17 protein-coding genes are annotated in these 16,566 nt (G+C 39.3%); 8 read left to right on the forward strand and 9 right to left on the reverse strand.

What is annotated here, in order from left to right; genetic code table 11:
• Nucleotides 1-6: 6 nt before the first annotated feature.
• The 6 genes from BIV20_RS03590 (at nt 7) to galU (ending at nt 5,192) form a co-directional block, all read left to right on the forward strand.
• Nucleotides 7-1,131 carry a GerAB/ArcD/ProY family transporter gene (locus tag BIV20_RS03590; protein ID WP_075718139.1) on the forward strand — a complete coding sequence of 375 codons (1,125 nt, stop codon included), beginning with the start codon at nt 7-9 and terminating at the stop codon, nt 1,129-1,131.
• A complete protein-coding gene (locus BIV20_RS03595; RefSeq protein ID WP_075718141.1) occupies nt 1,116-2,204 on the forward strand; it encodes a Ger(x)C family spore germination protein in 1,089 nt (362 codons plus the stop codon). Before BIV20_RS03590 ends, BIV20_RS03595 begins: the two co-directional genes overlap by 16 nt.
• A gap of 87 nt (nt 2,205-2,291) precedes the next feature.
• Nucleotides 2,292-2,939, forward strand: coding sequence for a stage II sporulation protein R (gene spoIIR / locus BIV20_RS03600; protein WP_083655081.1), 648 nt, complete (start codon nt 2,292-2,294; stop codon nt 2,937-2,939).
• A gap of 46 nt (nt 2,940-2,985) precedes the next feature.
• A complete protein-coding gene (gene murI, locus BIV20_RS03605) occupies nt 2,986-3,819 on the forward strand; it encodes a glutamate racemase (RefSeq protein WP_075718143.1) in 834 nt (277 codons plus the stop codon).
• A 3-nt stretch (nt 3,820-3,822) separates the two neighbouring features.
• Entirely contained in the window at nt 3,823-4,275 is a 453-nt protein-coding gene (locus tag BIV20_RS03610; protein WP_075718145.1) for a DUF1934 domain-containing protein, read from the forward strand.
• 26 nt (nt 4,276-4,301) lie between these two features.
• Nucleotides 4,302-5,192: a UTP--glucose-1-phosphate uridylyltransferase GalU gene (gene galU / locus BIV20_RS03615; protein ID WP_075718147.1), complete on the forward strand. Its 891-nt coding sequence runs from the start codon at nt 4,302-4,304 to the stop codon at nt 5,190-5,192.
• A 64-nt stretch (nt 5,193-5,256) separates the two neighbouring features.
• Here galU and BIV20_RS03620 read toward each other — a convergent pair whose 3' ends face one another.
• Nucleotides 5,257-5,700, reverse strand: a complete 444-nt coding sequence (locus tag BIV20_RS03620; RefSeq protein WP_075718149.1) for a hypothetical protein — start codon at nt 5,698-5,700, stop codon at nt 5,257-5,259.
• Nucleotides 5,701-5,803: 103 nt separating this feature from the next.
• On the opposite strand from BIV20_RS03620, the gene BIV20_RS03625 reads away from it, so the two are divergent.
• A complete protein-coding gene (locus BIV20_RS03625; RefSeq protein WP_075718151.1) occupies nt 5,804-6,991 on the forward strand; it encodes a CapA family protein in 1,188 nt (395 codons plus the stop codon).
• Between the two features lie 22 nt (nt 6,992-7,013).
• Here the strand turns inward: BIV20_RS03625 and BIV20_RS03630 are convergent, their stop codons facing one another.
• The 8 genes from BIV20_RS03630 to BIV20_RS03665 all read right to left on the reverse strand — a co-directional run bounded on the left by BIV20_RS03630 (nt 7,014) and on the right by BIV20_RS03665 (nt 14,843).
• Nucleotides 7,014-8,000, reverse strand: coding sequence for a lipoate--protein ligase (locus BIV20_RS03630; RefSeq protein WP_075718154.1), 987 nt, complete (start codon nt 7,998-8,000; stop codon nt 7,014-7,016).
• Nucleotides 8,001-8,531: 531 nt separating this feature from the next.
• On the reverse strand, nt 8,532-9,818 hold the full coding sequence (locus tag BIV20_RS03635; protein WP_075718156.1) for an IS110 family transposase: 1,287 nt from the start codon (nt 9,816-9,818) through the stop codon (nt 8,532-8,534).
• A 135-nt stretch (nt 9,819-9,953) separates the two neighbouring features.
• Entirely contained in the window at nt 9,954-10,799 is an 846-nt protein-coding gene (lipA, locus tag BIV20_RS03640) for a lipoyl synthase (RefSeq protein WP_075718158.1), read from the reverse strand.
• A 14-nt stretch (nt 10,800-10,813) separates the two neighbouring features.
• Complete coding sequence (locus tag BIV20_RS03645; protein WP_075718160.1) at nt 10,814-11,056, reverse strand: biotin/lipoyl-containing protein; 243 nt, start codon at nt 11,054-11,056, stop codon at nt 10,814-10,816.
• 20 nt (nt 11,057-11,076) lie between these two features.
• Nucleotides 11,077-11,997 carry a lipoate--protein ligase gene (locus tag BIV20_RS03650; protein ID WP_075718162.1) on the reverse strand — a complete coding sequence of 307 codons (921 nt, stop codon included), beginning with the start codon at nt 11,995-11,997 and terminating at the stop codon, nt 11,077-11,079.
• Nucleotides 11,998-12,038: 41 nt separating this feature from the next.
• Complete coding sequence (locus BIV20_RS03655; RefSeq protein ID WP_075718164.1) at nt 12,039-12,803, reverse strand: hypothetical protein; 765 nt, start codon at nt 12,801-12,803, stop codon at nt 12,039-12,041.
• A gap of 27 nt (nt 12,804-12,830) precedes the next feature.
• Nucleotides 12,831-13,544 (reverse strand): DUF5058 family protein, encoded by a 714-nt coding sequence (locus BIV20_RS03660; RefSeq protein ID WP_075718166.1) that lies wholly within the window; start codon nt 13,542-13,544, stop codon nt 12,831-12,833.
• 72 nt (nt 13,545-13,616) lie between these two features.
• On the reverse strand, nt 13,617-14,843 hold the full coding sequence (locus tag BIV20_RS03665; protein WP_075718168.1) for a M20 metallopeptidase family protein: 1,227 nt from the start codon (nt 14,841-14,843) through the stop codon (nt 13,617-13,619).
• 341 nt (nt 14,844-15,184) lie between these two features.
• On the opposite strand from BIV20_RS03665, the gene BIV20_RS03670 reads away from it, so the two are divergent.
• Nucleotides 15,185-16,510 carry an IS1380 family transposase gene (locus tag BIV20_RS03670; RefSeq protein WP_075717874.1) on the forward strand — a complete coding sequence of 442 codons (1,326 nt, stop codon included), beginning with the start codon at nt 15,185-15,187 and terminating at the stop codon, nt 16,508-16,510.
• Nucleotides 16,511-16,566: the final 56 nt, after the last annotated feature.

Consider the following 16,566-nt stretch of genomic DNA (forward strand, 5'->3'; position numbering starts at 1 on the left):
AAAAATATGTTTGCAGATAATTGGAAAATTTCGTTACGCCAGATAAGCAGATTGATAATCTTAGATTTATTTGGACTAAGCAGTCTGGTATTACCCGGAATTCTTGCGGATATGACGGGAGCAGACGGTATTTTTTGCCTGCTTCTTGGAATGTGCGGCGGGCTTTTAATGTTGGGACTAATACAAGGAAATTTAAAGTTCATGCAGGAAAGTTATTATGAATACATGAAAGAAAATATAGGACAATTTCTGGCGGATATTTTCATGGTATTCTATCTTATGTATTTCATCGTACTGGCAGGATATGTGGTATATCAAATGGACGTGCTTATCTTATCATGGTTACTGCCGGAGGGGGCTTACTGGATGGTAGAACTTTGGGTGTTGTTATTGGCAGGCTATGGAACCTTTCGAGGAATTGAAGGACGGGCAAGAATTTATGAGATTCTGTTCTGGTTTCTGGGAATCCCCTTGATTATTATGCTTGGATTTGCAGCGACTTCTGTAAATACAGATTATTGGACACCAATTTTCTACTCAGATGGAAAACTTTATATGGAAAATAGTTTTACTGTGTGGAGTTTTCTGTTGCCTTTGGCAGGAATCTTGTTCTTAAAACCATTCGCAGGAAAAACGGAAAAATTGGCAGTGTGCGGAAAACGGGCAGTGATTACCGTAACGTTGGTAAATGTAGTAATTTATTTGATTTTGATAGGGAATTTTGGACAGAATACCGTGCAGATATTAAAACGTCCCATAATTACCTTAATGAGTATGATAAATTTGCCGGGAGGTTTTTTCCCAAGACAAGATGTGACCATGACAGCAGTTTGGTTCTTTGCGCTGTTTGCTTTGCTCCATACGGGAGTATTTCAGGGAACGTTGATTCTAAAAGAGTTATGCCACGAAACTAAGACAAATTATAGTATGGTGGCAGTTTTAGTATTGATATTTTTTACCGGAAACAGCTTTATGAAGAATCACTTTATGGAGAATATCTTTGAATCATATCAGCGGTGGATTGCATTACCGGGAATGTTTGGAATTTTGCTGTTGGTGCCTATTATCTGTCATGTGCGAACATATTTCAAAAAAAGGAAGGGAGGAAGAAAGCGGTGCGAAAACGTATAGCAGCGTTTAGTATGGCAGTAAGCATTAGTATGCTGTGTGGTTGTGATTCTGTAGAGCTGGAGCAACGCAGTTTCCCACTAGCAATGGGGATTGATGTGCAAACTGAGCAGCCGGAAGAAAAGTTGGTGGTGAGCTTTGATTTTCCGGATTTAAAACAAATTTCTGAAAAAAGTAAAACTTCCGATACTCCTATGGAATTTTCTCTTGAGGGAAAAGACCTGTATCATGTAGAAAAGTCTTATGAAAATAATACCAATCGTATTTTGGATTATAATCATTTGAAAAATATCATTCTCAGTGAGGAAAATTTTAACGATATGCGTCTGTTGCGTCAACTTTTGGAAAGTTGGGAGGATCGGCCTGGTGTGGCAGGAAATACCAGTCTGCTTTTGTCAGAAGGAAAGGCTGCAGAGATTTTGTCTCTAACGGAGGAAACAGAAGGGTCTGTAGGAAAATATCTGGAGGAAATGTTAGAAAGCCAGAAGGATTTTAAGTCAGATAAAATTGCTACGATAGGAGACTTGATGGATCAATGGCATAATCAAGATGAACTGATTTTAATACCGGTATTGACAGAACAGGGAGAGCGCCCGGTCATCTCGAAATATGGAGTGATTTCTAATTTTCAGTATGTGGGAGATATTTCGGTGGAAGAGGCAATGGAGGTCTTTTTAAGCCAGAATCTGCTTAAGAACTTTCAATATGAGTGCGAGGATGGAACCATTGTGGAAATTACGGATATTTGTGTGGAAAAACAGATTACAGAAGAAGAGGGAATACCGGTGGTGACAGTGTCTGTTGATGGAAAAGGAAGTATCTGTCAGTCCAACCAGACAGATAAACGGCAGCAATATCAACTGGAACAGCAATTAGAGAAACAACTGGAATTTGAACTTACTGAAACAGCAGGAAAGCTTCAGAAGGAAATGGGTATCGATATGACAAATAGTTATGTTGCTCTTGGAGGACATAATAGAAATTTATATGAAACATATCGGAACATGCCGGAAACTTATGGAAAGGCAGTACAACAGGTATTTCAAACAGATATTACAATTTTAAATTTTCAATAAATGGAATAAAATAGAAAAAACAGGTAATACTTTCTTTAACCGGTAAAACAAGGGTTTTCGCGAGACCCGGTTAAGGAAGGTATTAGTGTGAAAAAATTACATAGAGCAGGAAAAAGAATTCTGGTGCTGGCAGCAATGATAGTGGTAGCGGTGACAGGGTATCAGCGGTATCAGCAACGTGAAATGGCAGAGGAAATTGCAGGAAAAATTATACGTTTTCATATACTTGCTAACAGTGATTCGGAAGAAGACCAGCAATTAAAGCTGAAGGTAAGGGATGCAATTGGAAGTTTTATGCAGCCAAAGCTTGTCGAAGTAACAGAGATTGAAGAAAGTCGTCAAATTGTGATGGAGAATCTTTCTGCTATTGAAGAACAGGCGGAAAAAGTGATATCAGAGGAAGGATATACATATACTGTATCTGCAAGACTTGCTAACACGGATTTTCCCGAAAAGACGTATGGACCTTATACCTTTCAGGCAGGAAATTACGAGGCTCTCGAGGTAACCATTGGAAACGGCGAGGGGCATAACTGGTGGTGTGTCATGTACCCTAATTTGTGTTTTTTTAACAGCACTTATGAAGTGGTGGATGAGGAAGCTGAGAAGTCCTTAGAACGTGTGTTGACCCCAGAGGAATATAAGAGTCTTATGGAGGATAAAAACTACCAAGTGAAATTTGCTATTGCAGATTTATGGAAAGATGTGAAGGAAGCAGTTGCAATTTCTCATTAAAAAAGGTAATATAAATCTATATGACTTAATATATGGAGATAGTAACATGATACAATCAGTTGAAGATAAAAAATATGCCCCAATCGGGGTGTTTGATTCCGGCGTAGGCGGGCTTACCGTAGCAAGAGAAATTATGCGCCAGTTGCCGGAAGAACGTATTATTTATTTTGGTGATACGGCAAGAGTGCCTTATGGTAGTAAATCAAAAGAGACGATTACCCTTTATTCCAGACAGATTATTCGTTTTCTGGAGTCAAAGGGGGTCAAGGCAATTGTGGTAGCTTGTAATACAGCAAGTGCTTTTGCACTAGAAACTATTCGTCCGGAGATGAAGATTCCAATCATTGGAGTGGTAAAGCCCGGGGCGAAGGTTGCAGCAGAGACTACCATAACTGGAAGAATTGGAGTAATCGGAACAGAAGGAACCATTGGCAGCCAGATATATACTAAGACTATAAAGGAGCATAATCCGGATGCGACAGTATTAGGAAAGGCGTGTCCGTTGTTTGTGCCGTTAGTAGAAGAAGGATGGCTGAAGGATCCGGTTACCATTGAAGTAGCCAAGCGTTATCTGGAATTTTTCCAGAAGTCAGATATTGATACCTTGATTTTAGGATGTACTCATTATCCGTTATTGCGGTCGACCATACGAGGTATTATGGGAGAAAAGGTGAATTTGGTAAACCCGGCATATGAAACAGCACAGGGATTGAAACGACTTTTGGCAGAACACCGGTTGACAAATGACGGTGCTGATACCAGAGATGTGCCTATGTATCAGTTTTATGTCAGTGATGCAGCAGAGAAGTTTAAAAATTTTGCAAATTCTATTTTACCATGTGAGATAGAAGAAGCACGTTTAATACATATAGAGGAGTAATGTATGACAAAAGATGTATTATTAAGAATTAGTGGATTGCAGTTTGCAGCCCAGGGTGAAGAGGAAGCGGAACCGGTAGAGGTAATTACTGCCGGAGACTATTACAAGAAGAATGGAAAGCATTATATCTTGTATGATGAGGTAATGGAGGGCTTTGAAGGAAGCACCCGTAATATAATCAAGATTACAGATGACTATTTGGATATTACCAAAAAGGGTGTTTCTAATGTTCATATGATATTTGAAAAAAATAAGAAGAATGTTTCTTATTATTATACGCCATTTGGAAGTATTCTCATTGGCATTGATGCAAAAAGCGTAGATATCAATGAAACCGATGAAAATATAGATGTTAAGGTAAAATATAATCTGGAAGTGAATTATGAGCATCTTGCAGACTGCTCTATTACCATGAATATTAAGTCAAAAGAGGCGAAAGATTTTTCACTATCATAGGATAAAATAGCAAGGAGAAGATGATTATGAAGGTAAGAAAGGCGATTATTCCGGCGGCAGGTTTGGGAACCAGATTTTTGCCGGCAACGAAAGCACAGCCGAAAGAGATGTTACCTATCGTGGATAAGCCAACGATACAGTATATTATTGAAGAGGCTGCAGAAGCGGGGATTCAGGACATTATCGTAGTGACGGGACGTAATAAACGTTCTATTGAAGACCATTTTGACCGTTCCATTGAATTGGAACTTGAACTGGAGAAAAACGGAAAACAGCAAATGCTGGATATGGTAAAAGAGATTTCAGAGATGGCAAATATTCACTATATTCGTCAAAAGGAACCACGGGGATTGGGACATGCTATCCTTGCAGCGCAGCATTTCATTGGAAATGAACCATTTGCTGTACTTCTTGGGGATGATGTAGTTATTTCTAAGAAGCCATGTCTGGGACAGATGTTGGATGTATTCCATGAATATCAGACTTCTATCTTAGGAGTACAGACCGTGCCACATGAGGTAGTTAATAAATATGGAATCATTGCCGGAAAACAGGTGGATGATCGTGTATACAAGGTTCAGGACATGGTAGAAAAGCCGGCATTGGAGGAAGCACCATCCAATATTGCTGTACTGGGACGATACATTATTACGCCTGAAATATTTCCATTTTTGGAGACACAGGATGCTGGAAAAGGTGGCGAGATTCAGTTGACGGATGCGCTAAAGCGTCTTGCGAAAGAACAGGCAATGTATGCGTATGATTTTAAAGGCCATCGTTATGATGTGGGAAGTAAAATTGGATTCCTACAGGCAAACATAGAATTTGCATTACGAGATGATACATTAAAGGATGAAGTGAAGGAATATTTGCAGCAGCTTCATGGTAATATGGATGAGATGTTGAAATATGACTAATTTTTAAACTAAAAAACTGGGATTATACCGTTGCGGTACAATCCCAGTTTTTTATGTATGGTTATTATTTTTGTTTCTTAAAGCGATCCCGGAATCTCTTTTTCTGAGGAGCCGGTTCATTAGAACCACGAAGTCCTTTTACTCCGGTAATGTAAAGACCACTTACCACAGCCTTTACTTCCTTTTTAGTAGGAATGCTGTCATAAATCTGAGCATCACAGATTAAAGTCATTACTTTAGGTCCAACCTTTGCCTTAACGATAGGCATTTTGGAACGTCGTAACATCTTTGGTGTCTGTTCTAAAACTGCAGCGGGAAGTCCGGCGTCTTTTAGACGCATCTTTTTCTTATCGATAATCAGCATTGATATTGTCTGCGATGACGCAGCAATCTGTGCATCCTGTTCCTCTTTCTTTTTCTGAGCTTTTTTACCTACAAAGTAAAGTGCGATGACTGCTATTAACATAACAGCGGCAATTACCAGTAGTACGATTTGCCAAGTTGCCAAATGAAACCCTCCTTTTGTTTAAAGTCTGTTAAATATTGTATCATTGATTAGTATAAAAATCAATGGTATAATGTACGAAAAATGACCGGAGGAGAAAGAAAAGATGAAGAGAAATACAAAAGTATTGGTGATTTCACTTGTGATATTGCTGGTGATTGGGGTAGCACTACTTTGGTGGGTAATAGCAGGAATACAAGAGAATGGTGATAAAAAGACAACGAAAGCGCAGCTAGAGGAAACTTTTAAAGAGCAGAATGATGCCAAAGAACAGAATGATGCCAAAGAACAGGATATAGAAAAGCAAGAGATAACAGAAGAGGATGCGGAACAAATACCGGAAGAAGATACACAGGAGCCGGTAACGATTGTGTTTTCCGGAGACATTCTTCTAAGTTCCTATGTGTTGAATAATTATGAAAATAGTGGAATAAGCGGAGTGATTTCAGAAGAATTACAGATGGAGATGCAGAATGTGGACCTTACCATGGTAAACGAGGAGTTCCCTTTTTCTACAAGAGGAACACAGGCGGCAGATAAGCAGTTTACATTTCGGGTAGATCCGTCTTATGTAAAAATATTGCAAGAAATGGGAATAGATGTAGTTACGCTGGCAAATAATCATGCCTTGGATTATGGAAAAGAAGCGTTGTCCGATACATTTCAGACTTTAGATAGTGCAGAAATTGCTTATGTAGGAGCAGGAGAAAGTAAGGAACGTGCAGCACAGCCTTATGTAACAGAAATGGGTGGAAAGACCTTTGGATTCCTGGCAGCGTCTCGTGTAATACCAGAGGTAAGCTGGAACATTGACAACCAGCAGCCGGGAATGTTGTGTACATATGATAGCACAGAACTTTGTGAGGCAATTCGTAAGGCCAAGGAATCTTGTGATTATGTAGTGGTTTATGTACATTGGGGAATTGAACGGGAAAATACACCACAGGATTATCAGAGACAATTAGGACAGGCGTATATTGATGCAGGAGCAGATATGGTGATAGGCTCTCATCCTCATGTATTACAGGGGATAGAGTATTATAATGGAAAACCTATTGTATATAGTCTTGGTAACTATATTTTTAATCAGGATATTGGGAGTACCGTGCTGCTGAAAGCAACCGTCACACCGGAGAATGAGACAAACCTTCAACTGATTCCGGCATATGCTTCCGGTGCGAAGACACAGAAGATGGATACAGCTTCTAGTGCGGAATTATACCAGTTTATGGAAGGGATTTCATTTGGTGTATCCGTTACGGATGAAGGAGTTGTGATGAATCAGCAGCAGTAATTGAAGGGGAAGGTATACTTAATTATGGTGCAAGGCAGTTAAGAAACTCTTTCCTTGTAATTTTGTATAGTCCGTGTTCAAGGTCAAAAGGAGCGATAGTATTCGCAAGTGACTGGCGCTCATATTTTGTACCGGAGAGTGCCTGACACAGAGCATCTGTATCAAGTGTACCAAAGAAATCTCCATGGATAGTGCAATCATTGATGATTCCATGTGTAATATCTAGATTTATTTTTACGTTTCCACCGGCAAAATGTCCTGTTTTAGAAAGGGTACATTTTGGATTTCTACCATAAATTGCATCCCAATTTTGGAATTTTTGAAGTGCGAGTTCATGGATTCTCTTACAATCTTCGTTGGTCAAAGTATAGAAAGAATAGTCGGGACTACCCATAATACTATTTATCATACGTTGCTTAAATTCCGCCGGAGGCATTGGGGAAGGAAGGTGCTCAGAAATATTTGTAACTCGTTCATGAACACTTTTAATTCCTTTGGAAATTATTTTGTAAGAATCCACGGTAGTGCTTTGTACCATTTGCTCTATGTCGGTGTTAAAAAGAAGAGAACCATGGTGCAGTGTAAATCCATTATAGAGGTACTGTGCGTTACCGGAAAATTTTTTGCCATCAATCACTAAATCATTTCGACCATTAAAACCGGCACCGGGGATTCCCATTTCATGCAGTGCATCAATAACAGGAGTGATATATTCAGAAAAACTGATTTCTTCACTCTGGGAAGGAATAATGAATGTAAATTGAAATCCACCCATATCGGTATAGATTGTGCCACCACCGGACATACGGCGCACAATGTTAAGTTGATGTTCATTTGCATAAGGAAGGTTGATTTCCTCTAGGGTATTCTGATATTTCCCAACCATCAGAGTAGGGCTTGTTTGCCAAAAGAGAAATACCGGTTCTTGAAACATTTTTTCTGTGATAAGATAATACTCCAGACCAAAATTAAAATAGGGGTCGGTGGACCCGGTTTCTATGTAAATCATATAGTTTCCTCCCTATATAGTCAAGTCTTTTTTCCCTTAAAATAAGGGATTTGTTTAAATTGTTTCTCAGTAAAACGAGCCATCATCATGGATATTTCTCTGCATCTGGTGCAAAAATAGTGGTTTCTGGGTACACGAATTAAAACGTCTCGATTGTTTCGTTTTAAATGGCCTTGTGTATACCCGTCCCTCTATGGTGATGTACCTCCCATGTCTACCAGGATCATCTCACATTTTGGAGAGTCCTCACTTCCTTCGTTCCACCTATCCATAACCAGGGTGTCAGCTTAGCTCCTTTGCAGGGTCATGCCCTCTGGAAAATATTCCTGCCGACTACTGGCTCATACTTTGTAAATTTTGTTACTGACTGTTTCTATGAAAGCACCTTGCGGCGGACGTTTACCTCTCATTTCCACTTTTGCCGATTACTCAGCTTTTATTCTTGTCAGCCCTTATCGTGGCTGAGCAAAACAATCCTTTCCTAATTGCTTTGTTCAACCGCGATAACAAGCTTGGGTTTCTGTGTTTCTTTTAATTCAGTGCCAATGCCGGACGCTGTATATCTTCAAGCATTTTCGTTCCGTCATATGCAACACCCTTGGTTAATATCGTATAAAATATACGTATTACCTTACACGCAACCGCTATTACCGACTGCATTTTCTTCAATGGATTCCGTTCTCTTGTTCTATAATAATTATGGATTTCCTTAAACTCTGCATTCTTTCCTATTAACGATATTGCCGCTTCATATAAAACATAGCGCAGCCTTTTTCTTCCACGATAACTGATATGACTTTCTCCGTTATGCTTTCCTGAATCATTGCTAACGATTGCATATCCGGCCAACTTCTGTAACTGCTTTGGATTGTCAAAACGTCTTATATCTCCAACCTCTGCAATAAATCCACAGATTGTTATCATACCAATCCCTTTTATCTCCAAGAGTTTATCTATATATGGAATCTCATACAGTTTTTCTTCTATTGTCTGCATCAAATCATTCATTCGACAAGTATACATTTCATAATCACCAAGCAAAATCTGAAGTTCTACTCTTGCTGCTTCTGGTGCTTCTTGACTTCCGATACTATGCTCTGCTTTATTTACCAGGGTCTTTGCCCTCTTAATTCCTACTGCTCTCAGCTTCGCATCTCGCCATATTTTATTCACTCCATCAACTCCAAGTCTTACGATATCCCCCGGCAATGGTGCCTGCTTTAAAATCATCATTCCACTTACGGCATCAAGATTCCCATAAACATCCTTGTATTCTGGAAAGTAAATGCTAAACCAACGTGCAATTCGATTTTTGATTCGAGTTATTTCTTCCTGTGTCTGGAATCTTAAATTTGAAAGATTTCTTATTTCCGCATAAATTCCTGATGGAATATATGGATAGGAAAATCTTCCTTCGTTTACCAACGCAGCAATTGTCTTCGGATCTTTTCGATCATTCTTGTTCGGATTATTGTCATCCAATTCCTTTGATTTTTTTACATGATGTGGATTCACATGCACCGGGCGCATTCCTAAGTTTTGTAGAAACATTCCTAAACCAAACCAGTAGTGTCCTGTAGGCTCCATGCCTGGGAGCACTACCTCTTTGTCGTGATTTTCAGCAATTTCATCCATCCAGTTCTTAAACGCCATAAAACCTTCTTCATCATTGCTGAATGCAAATGGTTTTCTTGAATACTCATAATTACGCCAATCAAATGCTCTTGCATAATGCACTTGACTACCAACATCAATACCAACAATCAAAGTTTTTTCTGTTATTGATGCAATTTTACTGTTTTGTGTGTTATACTTCATTTTAGATACCTCTCTGTTTAATAAGATTTTTTACTAACCGTGCAAAGTCAGTAATCTTATTTTACACTGAGGTATTTTTTTCTCAACCTTCTTTCTTGGAATCCTCTACATTTTTAATTATACAGGAAGCTCCTTTTAGGATTCTAATGCCTCGGCGGCACGATAAGAGCTGCGTACTAATGGAGAACTTGCAATATAATGGAAGCCTTTTTGCATTCCTATGACTTTATAGATATCAAATTTTTCCGGAACTACATATTCTTTCATTTCAATATGTTCTTCGGAAGGGCGTAGATATTGACCTATGGTAAAAATATCACAGCCTACGGCTAATACGTCATCCATAGTATGAAGTACTTCTTCATCTGTTTCCCCAAGACCTACCATAATGCCGGTTTTGGTACGAATAGAAGGATCTTGTTCCTTTACATAGCGTAAAACGTCAAGGCTTCTTTGATAATTGGCTTCTGGGCGTACAGTGGAATAGAGGCTGGGGACGGTTTCGATGTTGTGATTGATAACTTCAGGATGGGCAGCAATTACAGTATCTAAGGAAGCATGATCCCCTTTCATATCGCTAATAAGTACCTCAATGGAGGTAGAAGGGCACAATTCCCGGATTGCAGCAATTGTTTTAGCAAAGTGGGAAGCACCGCCATCCGGAAGGTCATCCCGTGTAACTTGTGTGATCACCACATGACGAAGTCCTAAATGTTTTGCAGCTTCAGCAATATGCTGAGGTTCCAGCGGGTCGACAGGTTCCGGGGTTCCGTGAACGACATTGCAAAAACGGCAGTTCCTGGTGCACTGACTACCTAAAATCATGAAAGTAGCGGTGTGTTTTTGAAAACATTCACCTAAGTTAGGACAGTTGGCTTCCTTGCAGACTGTGTTGAGTTTTAAATTTGTCATGAGTTCACTGACTTCCTCAACGGCTTTTTGATTATATTTTACTTTGAACCATTCGGGCATTTTTTCCATGATAGTATTCTCCTTTAGTCATTCCAACTTATGACAGCGACAGGCTCATTAACAGCAACTTCATCGCCTTCTTCATAATATACTTCGGTCAGAACTCCGGAAGCAGTTGCTTCTACTTCGCTGACTACTTTTGCAGTTTCAACCTCAAAAAGAATATCGTTTTTTTCGATGTTATCTCCTTTTTGTTTTAACCAAGCAGCCAAAACACCTTTTTCCATGTCGGAAGAAAGTTTTGGCATCTTAATAATTTGTTCCATAATGAAACTCCTTTCTATCCTTAAAATAAATATGGTATCCAATGTTCTGTAGCATCTCCCAGATAAGGAGATAGAAGTTGACATAGATTTTGGTATCCATAACGTTGTCCGATGAGAGCAGTAATTGCTTCCTTTGGTAGAAAAGGAGCAGTACACTCTGTGATAATACCGTGATTTACAGAGAGAGTAACGTTATCACGGCGTAGCGTAAATTTAGGAGATTTTCCCCAATTCCATTCCCAGGTATTATATTTTTCATCTCGTAGATGTTTAATTGCCTGATAGTCTGCGTCAGACAATATATATGGGGTGTCATTCTGTTGAAAAAATTGATCATGTAAAGCGGACTTAAACTCATCCATGTTCATATGGATTTCTTGTAAATGCTGGGAAATATTAGTCACTTGAGAAGAAACAGATGTTACTGCTTTTGATTCAATGGTGGCGTCTGTGACTTTTAAAAAGCGATGCAATTTTTCCATATCTGCGTGAAAAAGTAATGTGCCGTGATGGAGAACACGGTTTCCGTGGATTGTCTGGGCACTACCTGATATTTTTTTATCACCAATGGTAATATCGCATACATTTCGTTTTCTGGCATCGATGCCAAGACTTTGTAAGGCACCGATGACGGGAGTTAAAAAGTCATCATAACAAGGAGGACCGGACGTTGCAGTGGAAGTAATGAAGGCGTAATTCAAATTTCCTTTGTCATGAAAAACAGTACCACCACCACTGATACGTCTTGCAACTTTGATTCCGGCAGTTTCTACTGCGGGAATATTAATTTCTTGATAGACATTTTGATATTTTCCAACTACAAGAGAATCGTCATTTTGATAAAGTAGAAAATAAGAGTCATCTGTGAGATTGTTTAAGACATATTCTTCTGTAGCAAGATTCCAAAAAACGTCATTTTGATTCATTTCCAGATATTGCATAAGGGTCCTCCTGTTCATATATTACATGATGAGAGTATGTATTACTTTTCTTTCTTAGGAGCGTCTTTATCTACGACTTTGATAATTCCTTTTTTCCACATGATGCGGGAAGAAATTATAGCAATAGGAAGCATAAAGAGGATTAAGAATCCTACCATGCCGAATAAAGAACTGCCGCTGGTAAAACGTACTACAAGTGCTAAAACAGATACAATAACAAGTACAGGGAGTACACCCATTACACCATTTTTTACTACCTTGCTTCCGGAACTGGTGTTGGAGAAAAGTCCCAATGCAAGGGAACCGAACAGTGCAGGGATAATATAGTTAGATGCTGTTTTTACAGCAGGCAATTCAAAGATTGGACTAATCCATGTGCTGAGAAGTGCTGCCAATGCTAAAATAACAATAGTCATAATAGAAGAAACGGCTACTCCAACAGAAGCAACGGCTTCACCTTCTGGCGTATTTGCTTCTTTTTTTGCAATCTTCATTGCATTTACTGCAACCGGAAGCTTTAAGTTCATAATATTACCGGTGATAAAAGTAAGATAACTGGAAGAGCCAAGGATTGGTGTGTAACTGAGAGCCTCAGAAATTCCTACCGGGATATAAATCATTAAAATACTAATAGTTGACAGGTTGAATACTTCGCCTAAGGAAGGAATACATCCGTAATAGCCAAGTACAATAAAGGGAACAGCAACCATATAGATGAGAGCGATTAAGGTACCGATACGTCCCCATTTATGCGACCATGTTTGAAATGAATCCATAGTTTGTGCATTTGTATTTTCTTTTTTCATAATAAGTTCCTCCTAATCACATGTTATTTACAGAAACAGACCAGCCCAGAAGATGGAAGAAATCATACCACCAATCATGGAGAAGGCCATGATAAATTCACTCAGCCAGCGAAGTTTTGGACTCTTGGAGGCCAGAACACCAAGAAGGATAGCAATTACTAATCCGGTCAACATAACGGCAGCCTGAACAGAATCGCCAAATAATAACACAGGAACATAAACTGCAAACAGGCAGAGCATGAAAGTTCCACTTAATACATATTTCCAGGTACTTGAGTTTTTTGTTTTATTTACACTCATGGAAAGTTTCTTTCCAAAAGGAAGTAATACAAAAAAACCGCTTAACATACCGATACTCATAAGAATCATAACAACACCAAACTGGCTTCCGGTTGCGCCACCAAGCATTTCTGCACTGCTGGAAAATCCAATGGCAGAGGATACACTGCTGGCAATCAGGGATTCATAGGAGAGAGAACCGATGACGGAAAGTCTCCACCAGGACCATACGGTACCAAGTACAGAAATCAGTGCAAATAATCCAACTACAATGGATAAACTCGGAACGATGGAAAAGACAAGACTAGACTTGATGACTTTTCCTAAATCTTTTTTACTAATGCCCATTTCCAGGCAACGTGTGTATGCTTTTTTTAGATAAGCCAGTGAAAAGCCAACGATATAAAGCAGGCCAATCGCAACTAAAATAAGCAACAGGGGACTTGAAATAATCTCTTTCATAAATAAACCTCTCTTTCGTAAATCAACTCGCGATTTAATTAAATGTTAATTAAATATATTTAAAAGAATGCGCTAGTTGTGCTCTTCCAGCCAACGCATTGCTGTATATGCATAGACAGCGCTACCGCTTGTCAAGGCCGCTTCGTCGAATTTTGCCTTTGGATGATGTTGTGGATAACAGTAACCTTCTTCAGGATGACCGGCAGCAAAAGCAAGCATAATGGAAGGAACCTCTTGACTTACATAGGCAAAGTCTTCGGAACCGGCTGTCTTAGGTGCTTTTTTCGCTCCAGACATGGCATTTAACTGTCCGGCAGTAAATACCTTGGATGGACCGAATAATTCCTGAAGATATTTGACCGTACATTTGGATAAATCGTCATCATTTACAAGAGTAGGACATCCACTTCCAAATGTAACTTCTGCAGAAGCGCGGAAGGTTGCTGCGGTACCTTGTGAAATTTCCACCATTCTGGTTTTTAAAAACTCTCTCACATCCTCATCATAGGTACGGATAGTACCGCCCAGTTCTACTGTATCTGGAATTGCATTAGAAGCTTTTCCGCCATGAATAGAACCAATGGTGAGGACTGCCTCATCAGAAAGTGCAAGTTCTCTTGCGTTGATTTCCTGAAGAGCGGTGATGATATGTGCAGCAACGGTAATTGGATCAACACCATTATTTGGCATGGAGCCGTGGCATCCTTTTCCTTGTATTTTGATGGTGAAGTAGTCTGCAGCAGGTGCGCTTACACCCCCATCAGAAACGATTGCGGTTCCGGTTGGAAATGGCATTCCTGCCATAACATGTATCATCAGGGCTGCATCTACATCAGGATTTTTTAGTAGGCCGTTACTAATCATGTCATGGGAACCCTCGAAGATTTCTTCTGCCGGCTGGAACATGAGTTTTACTGTTCCATTGATTTCATCTTCGTGAGCTTTTAATAGTTTTGCAGCTCCTAACATCATGGTTGTGTGCATGTCATGACCGCATGCATGCATTTTTCCATTAGTAGATGGAAAATCAACATCTGCTTCTTCTTGAATTGGAAGGGCATCCATGTCTCCACGTATCATGAAAACTTTACCTGGCTTTTTTCCACCGGCAAGAGCAACCAGACCGGCTTTGCCACATTCTTGTGGTTCATAACCCATTTCGATAAGCTTATCTTTTACAAAGGAAAAGGTTTCCTGAATATCGAAACCTGTGCCTGGGTGTGTGTGCAGATAACGTCTGTTAGAAATAAGTTCTGCTTCATATTCTTTGCATTCTTGTAATAATTCGTTTACTGTCATAATAATATTTCCTCCTATTACTCAATTGTTTATTATCTCACATATGCTTATTATATCACAAGAACATTATAATATTATTTTGAGATAAAAATAAAAAAAATGGTGCCCATTGCCTGAGCACCATTGCTTGTTGGAGATATTATCATTGGTTTTTTGTTTGTCAAGACAAATATTTAACCTGATTTATTCACGGTTGTGCCGTGAAAGTGGCTGAAAGCCACATTGTTACTGTATTTTAACTGAATATTGCTTTTCACTTATTAAGTGAATAAAAAAAGAGCATCCAAATGTGGTAAAATTAAGGTGTCGAATCTTAAATCATAACCCAAAAGGAGCCCTTTATGAGTATTGTAAACACCTTATCTCTTGAAAGCAATAGACAAATTAAAATAAATTTTGACGGAGGTGATTTGTCCTCCGATGCAGGCTTACTTCTTATCAAAGAATTCGTAAGCAAACTTGGTATTGATAAGCTTTTTGACAAAGCTTTCAAGACCAATGATTCTGCATTATTCAGATATCATACGGATCAGAAAAATCTGCTCCAGATGATATATATGATCATTGCCGGTTATTTCGAAGATGATGCTTCCGATGAACTTACAAATGATCCTGTATTCAAGTCTGTACTTGAAAAAGATGCCCTTGCATCACAACCTACGGTATCAAGATTTTTTAACCGTACGGATGAAGATACCTTAAACCAGTTCCTTACTATTGGCAGAATGCTGAGAAAGAAAATCTACAGTATCCAGATGCCACAGGCTGTTATTCTGGATCTTGATTCCACTCTTCTTGATGCATATGGTAAACAGGAAGGAAAAGCCTTTAACTTCCACTATCAGAGTAATGGATACCATCCGCTTGTCTGTTATGATGGAATGACCGGGGATCTGATTAAAATCCAGCTTCGTGATGGAACACAGTATTCCTGTACCGGAGTGGTTGACTTCCTGCAGCCGATACTTGATGAATACCTGAACGATTATCCGGCAATCCGTATTCTGCTTCGTGGTGACAGCGGTTTCGCTACGCCTGATCTTTATACGCAGTGTGAGGAAAATGGCACAAGCTATGTTATCCGGCTGAAAGAGAATGGAATTCTCCGTGAAAAAGCATCCCATCTTGTGGATGAACTTGATGAGATAACAAGGAATAACAAAGTTGATTATGCGGTAGTTTATGGTGAATTCATGTACAAAGCAGGTTCATGGCCTTATGAAAGGCGCGTGGTCTGCAAGGTTGAAAAGCCAGAGAACCAGATGATTTACATGTACACATTTATTGTCACAAACATGGATTCCTCACCAGAGTATCTCATCAAATTTTACTGCAAAAGAGGACTGATGGAAAACTTCATCAAAGAAAGCAAATCCGGTTTTGATTTCGCTTCCGTAAGCAGTCATACCAGAATGGTAAATGCCAACAGGCTTCAGGTACACGCTCTTGCGTATAACATATTTAATTGGTTTAGACGATTGGCGTTATCAGCAAATATGCGAAAGCAACGCATTGATACCGTCCGTTTAAAACTGCTGAAGATTGCTGCGAAAGCAGTTCATTCAGCAAGATATATAACATTCAAGCTGTGTAGTAGCTGTCCTTACAAGAATGAGTTTTATGAAACTCTGTCAAATATCAGCAAGCTTAGTATACAGCTGGAATAGCAACTATTAACGAACCTTGACAGCTCGATAACTGCTCTGAAATTTTCCATAGGTAT

This window comes from Roseburia sp. 499, assembly GCF_001940225.2.
Classification (GTDB): Bacteria; Bacillota; Clostridia; order Lachnospirales; family Lachnospiraceae; genus Petralouisia.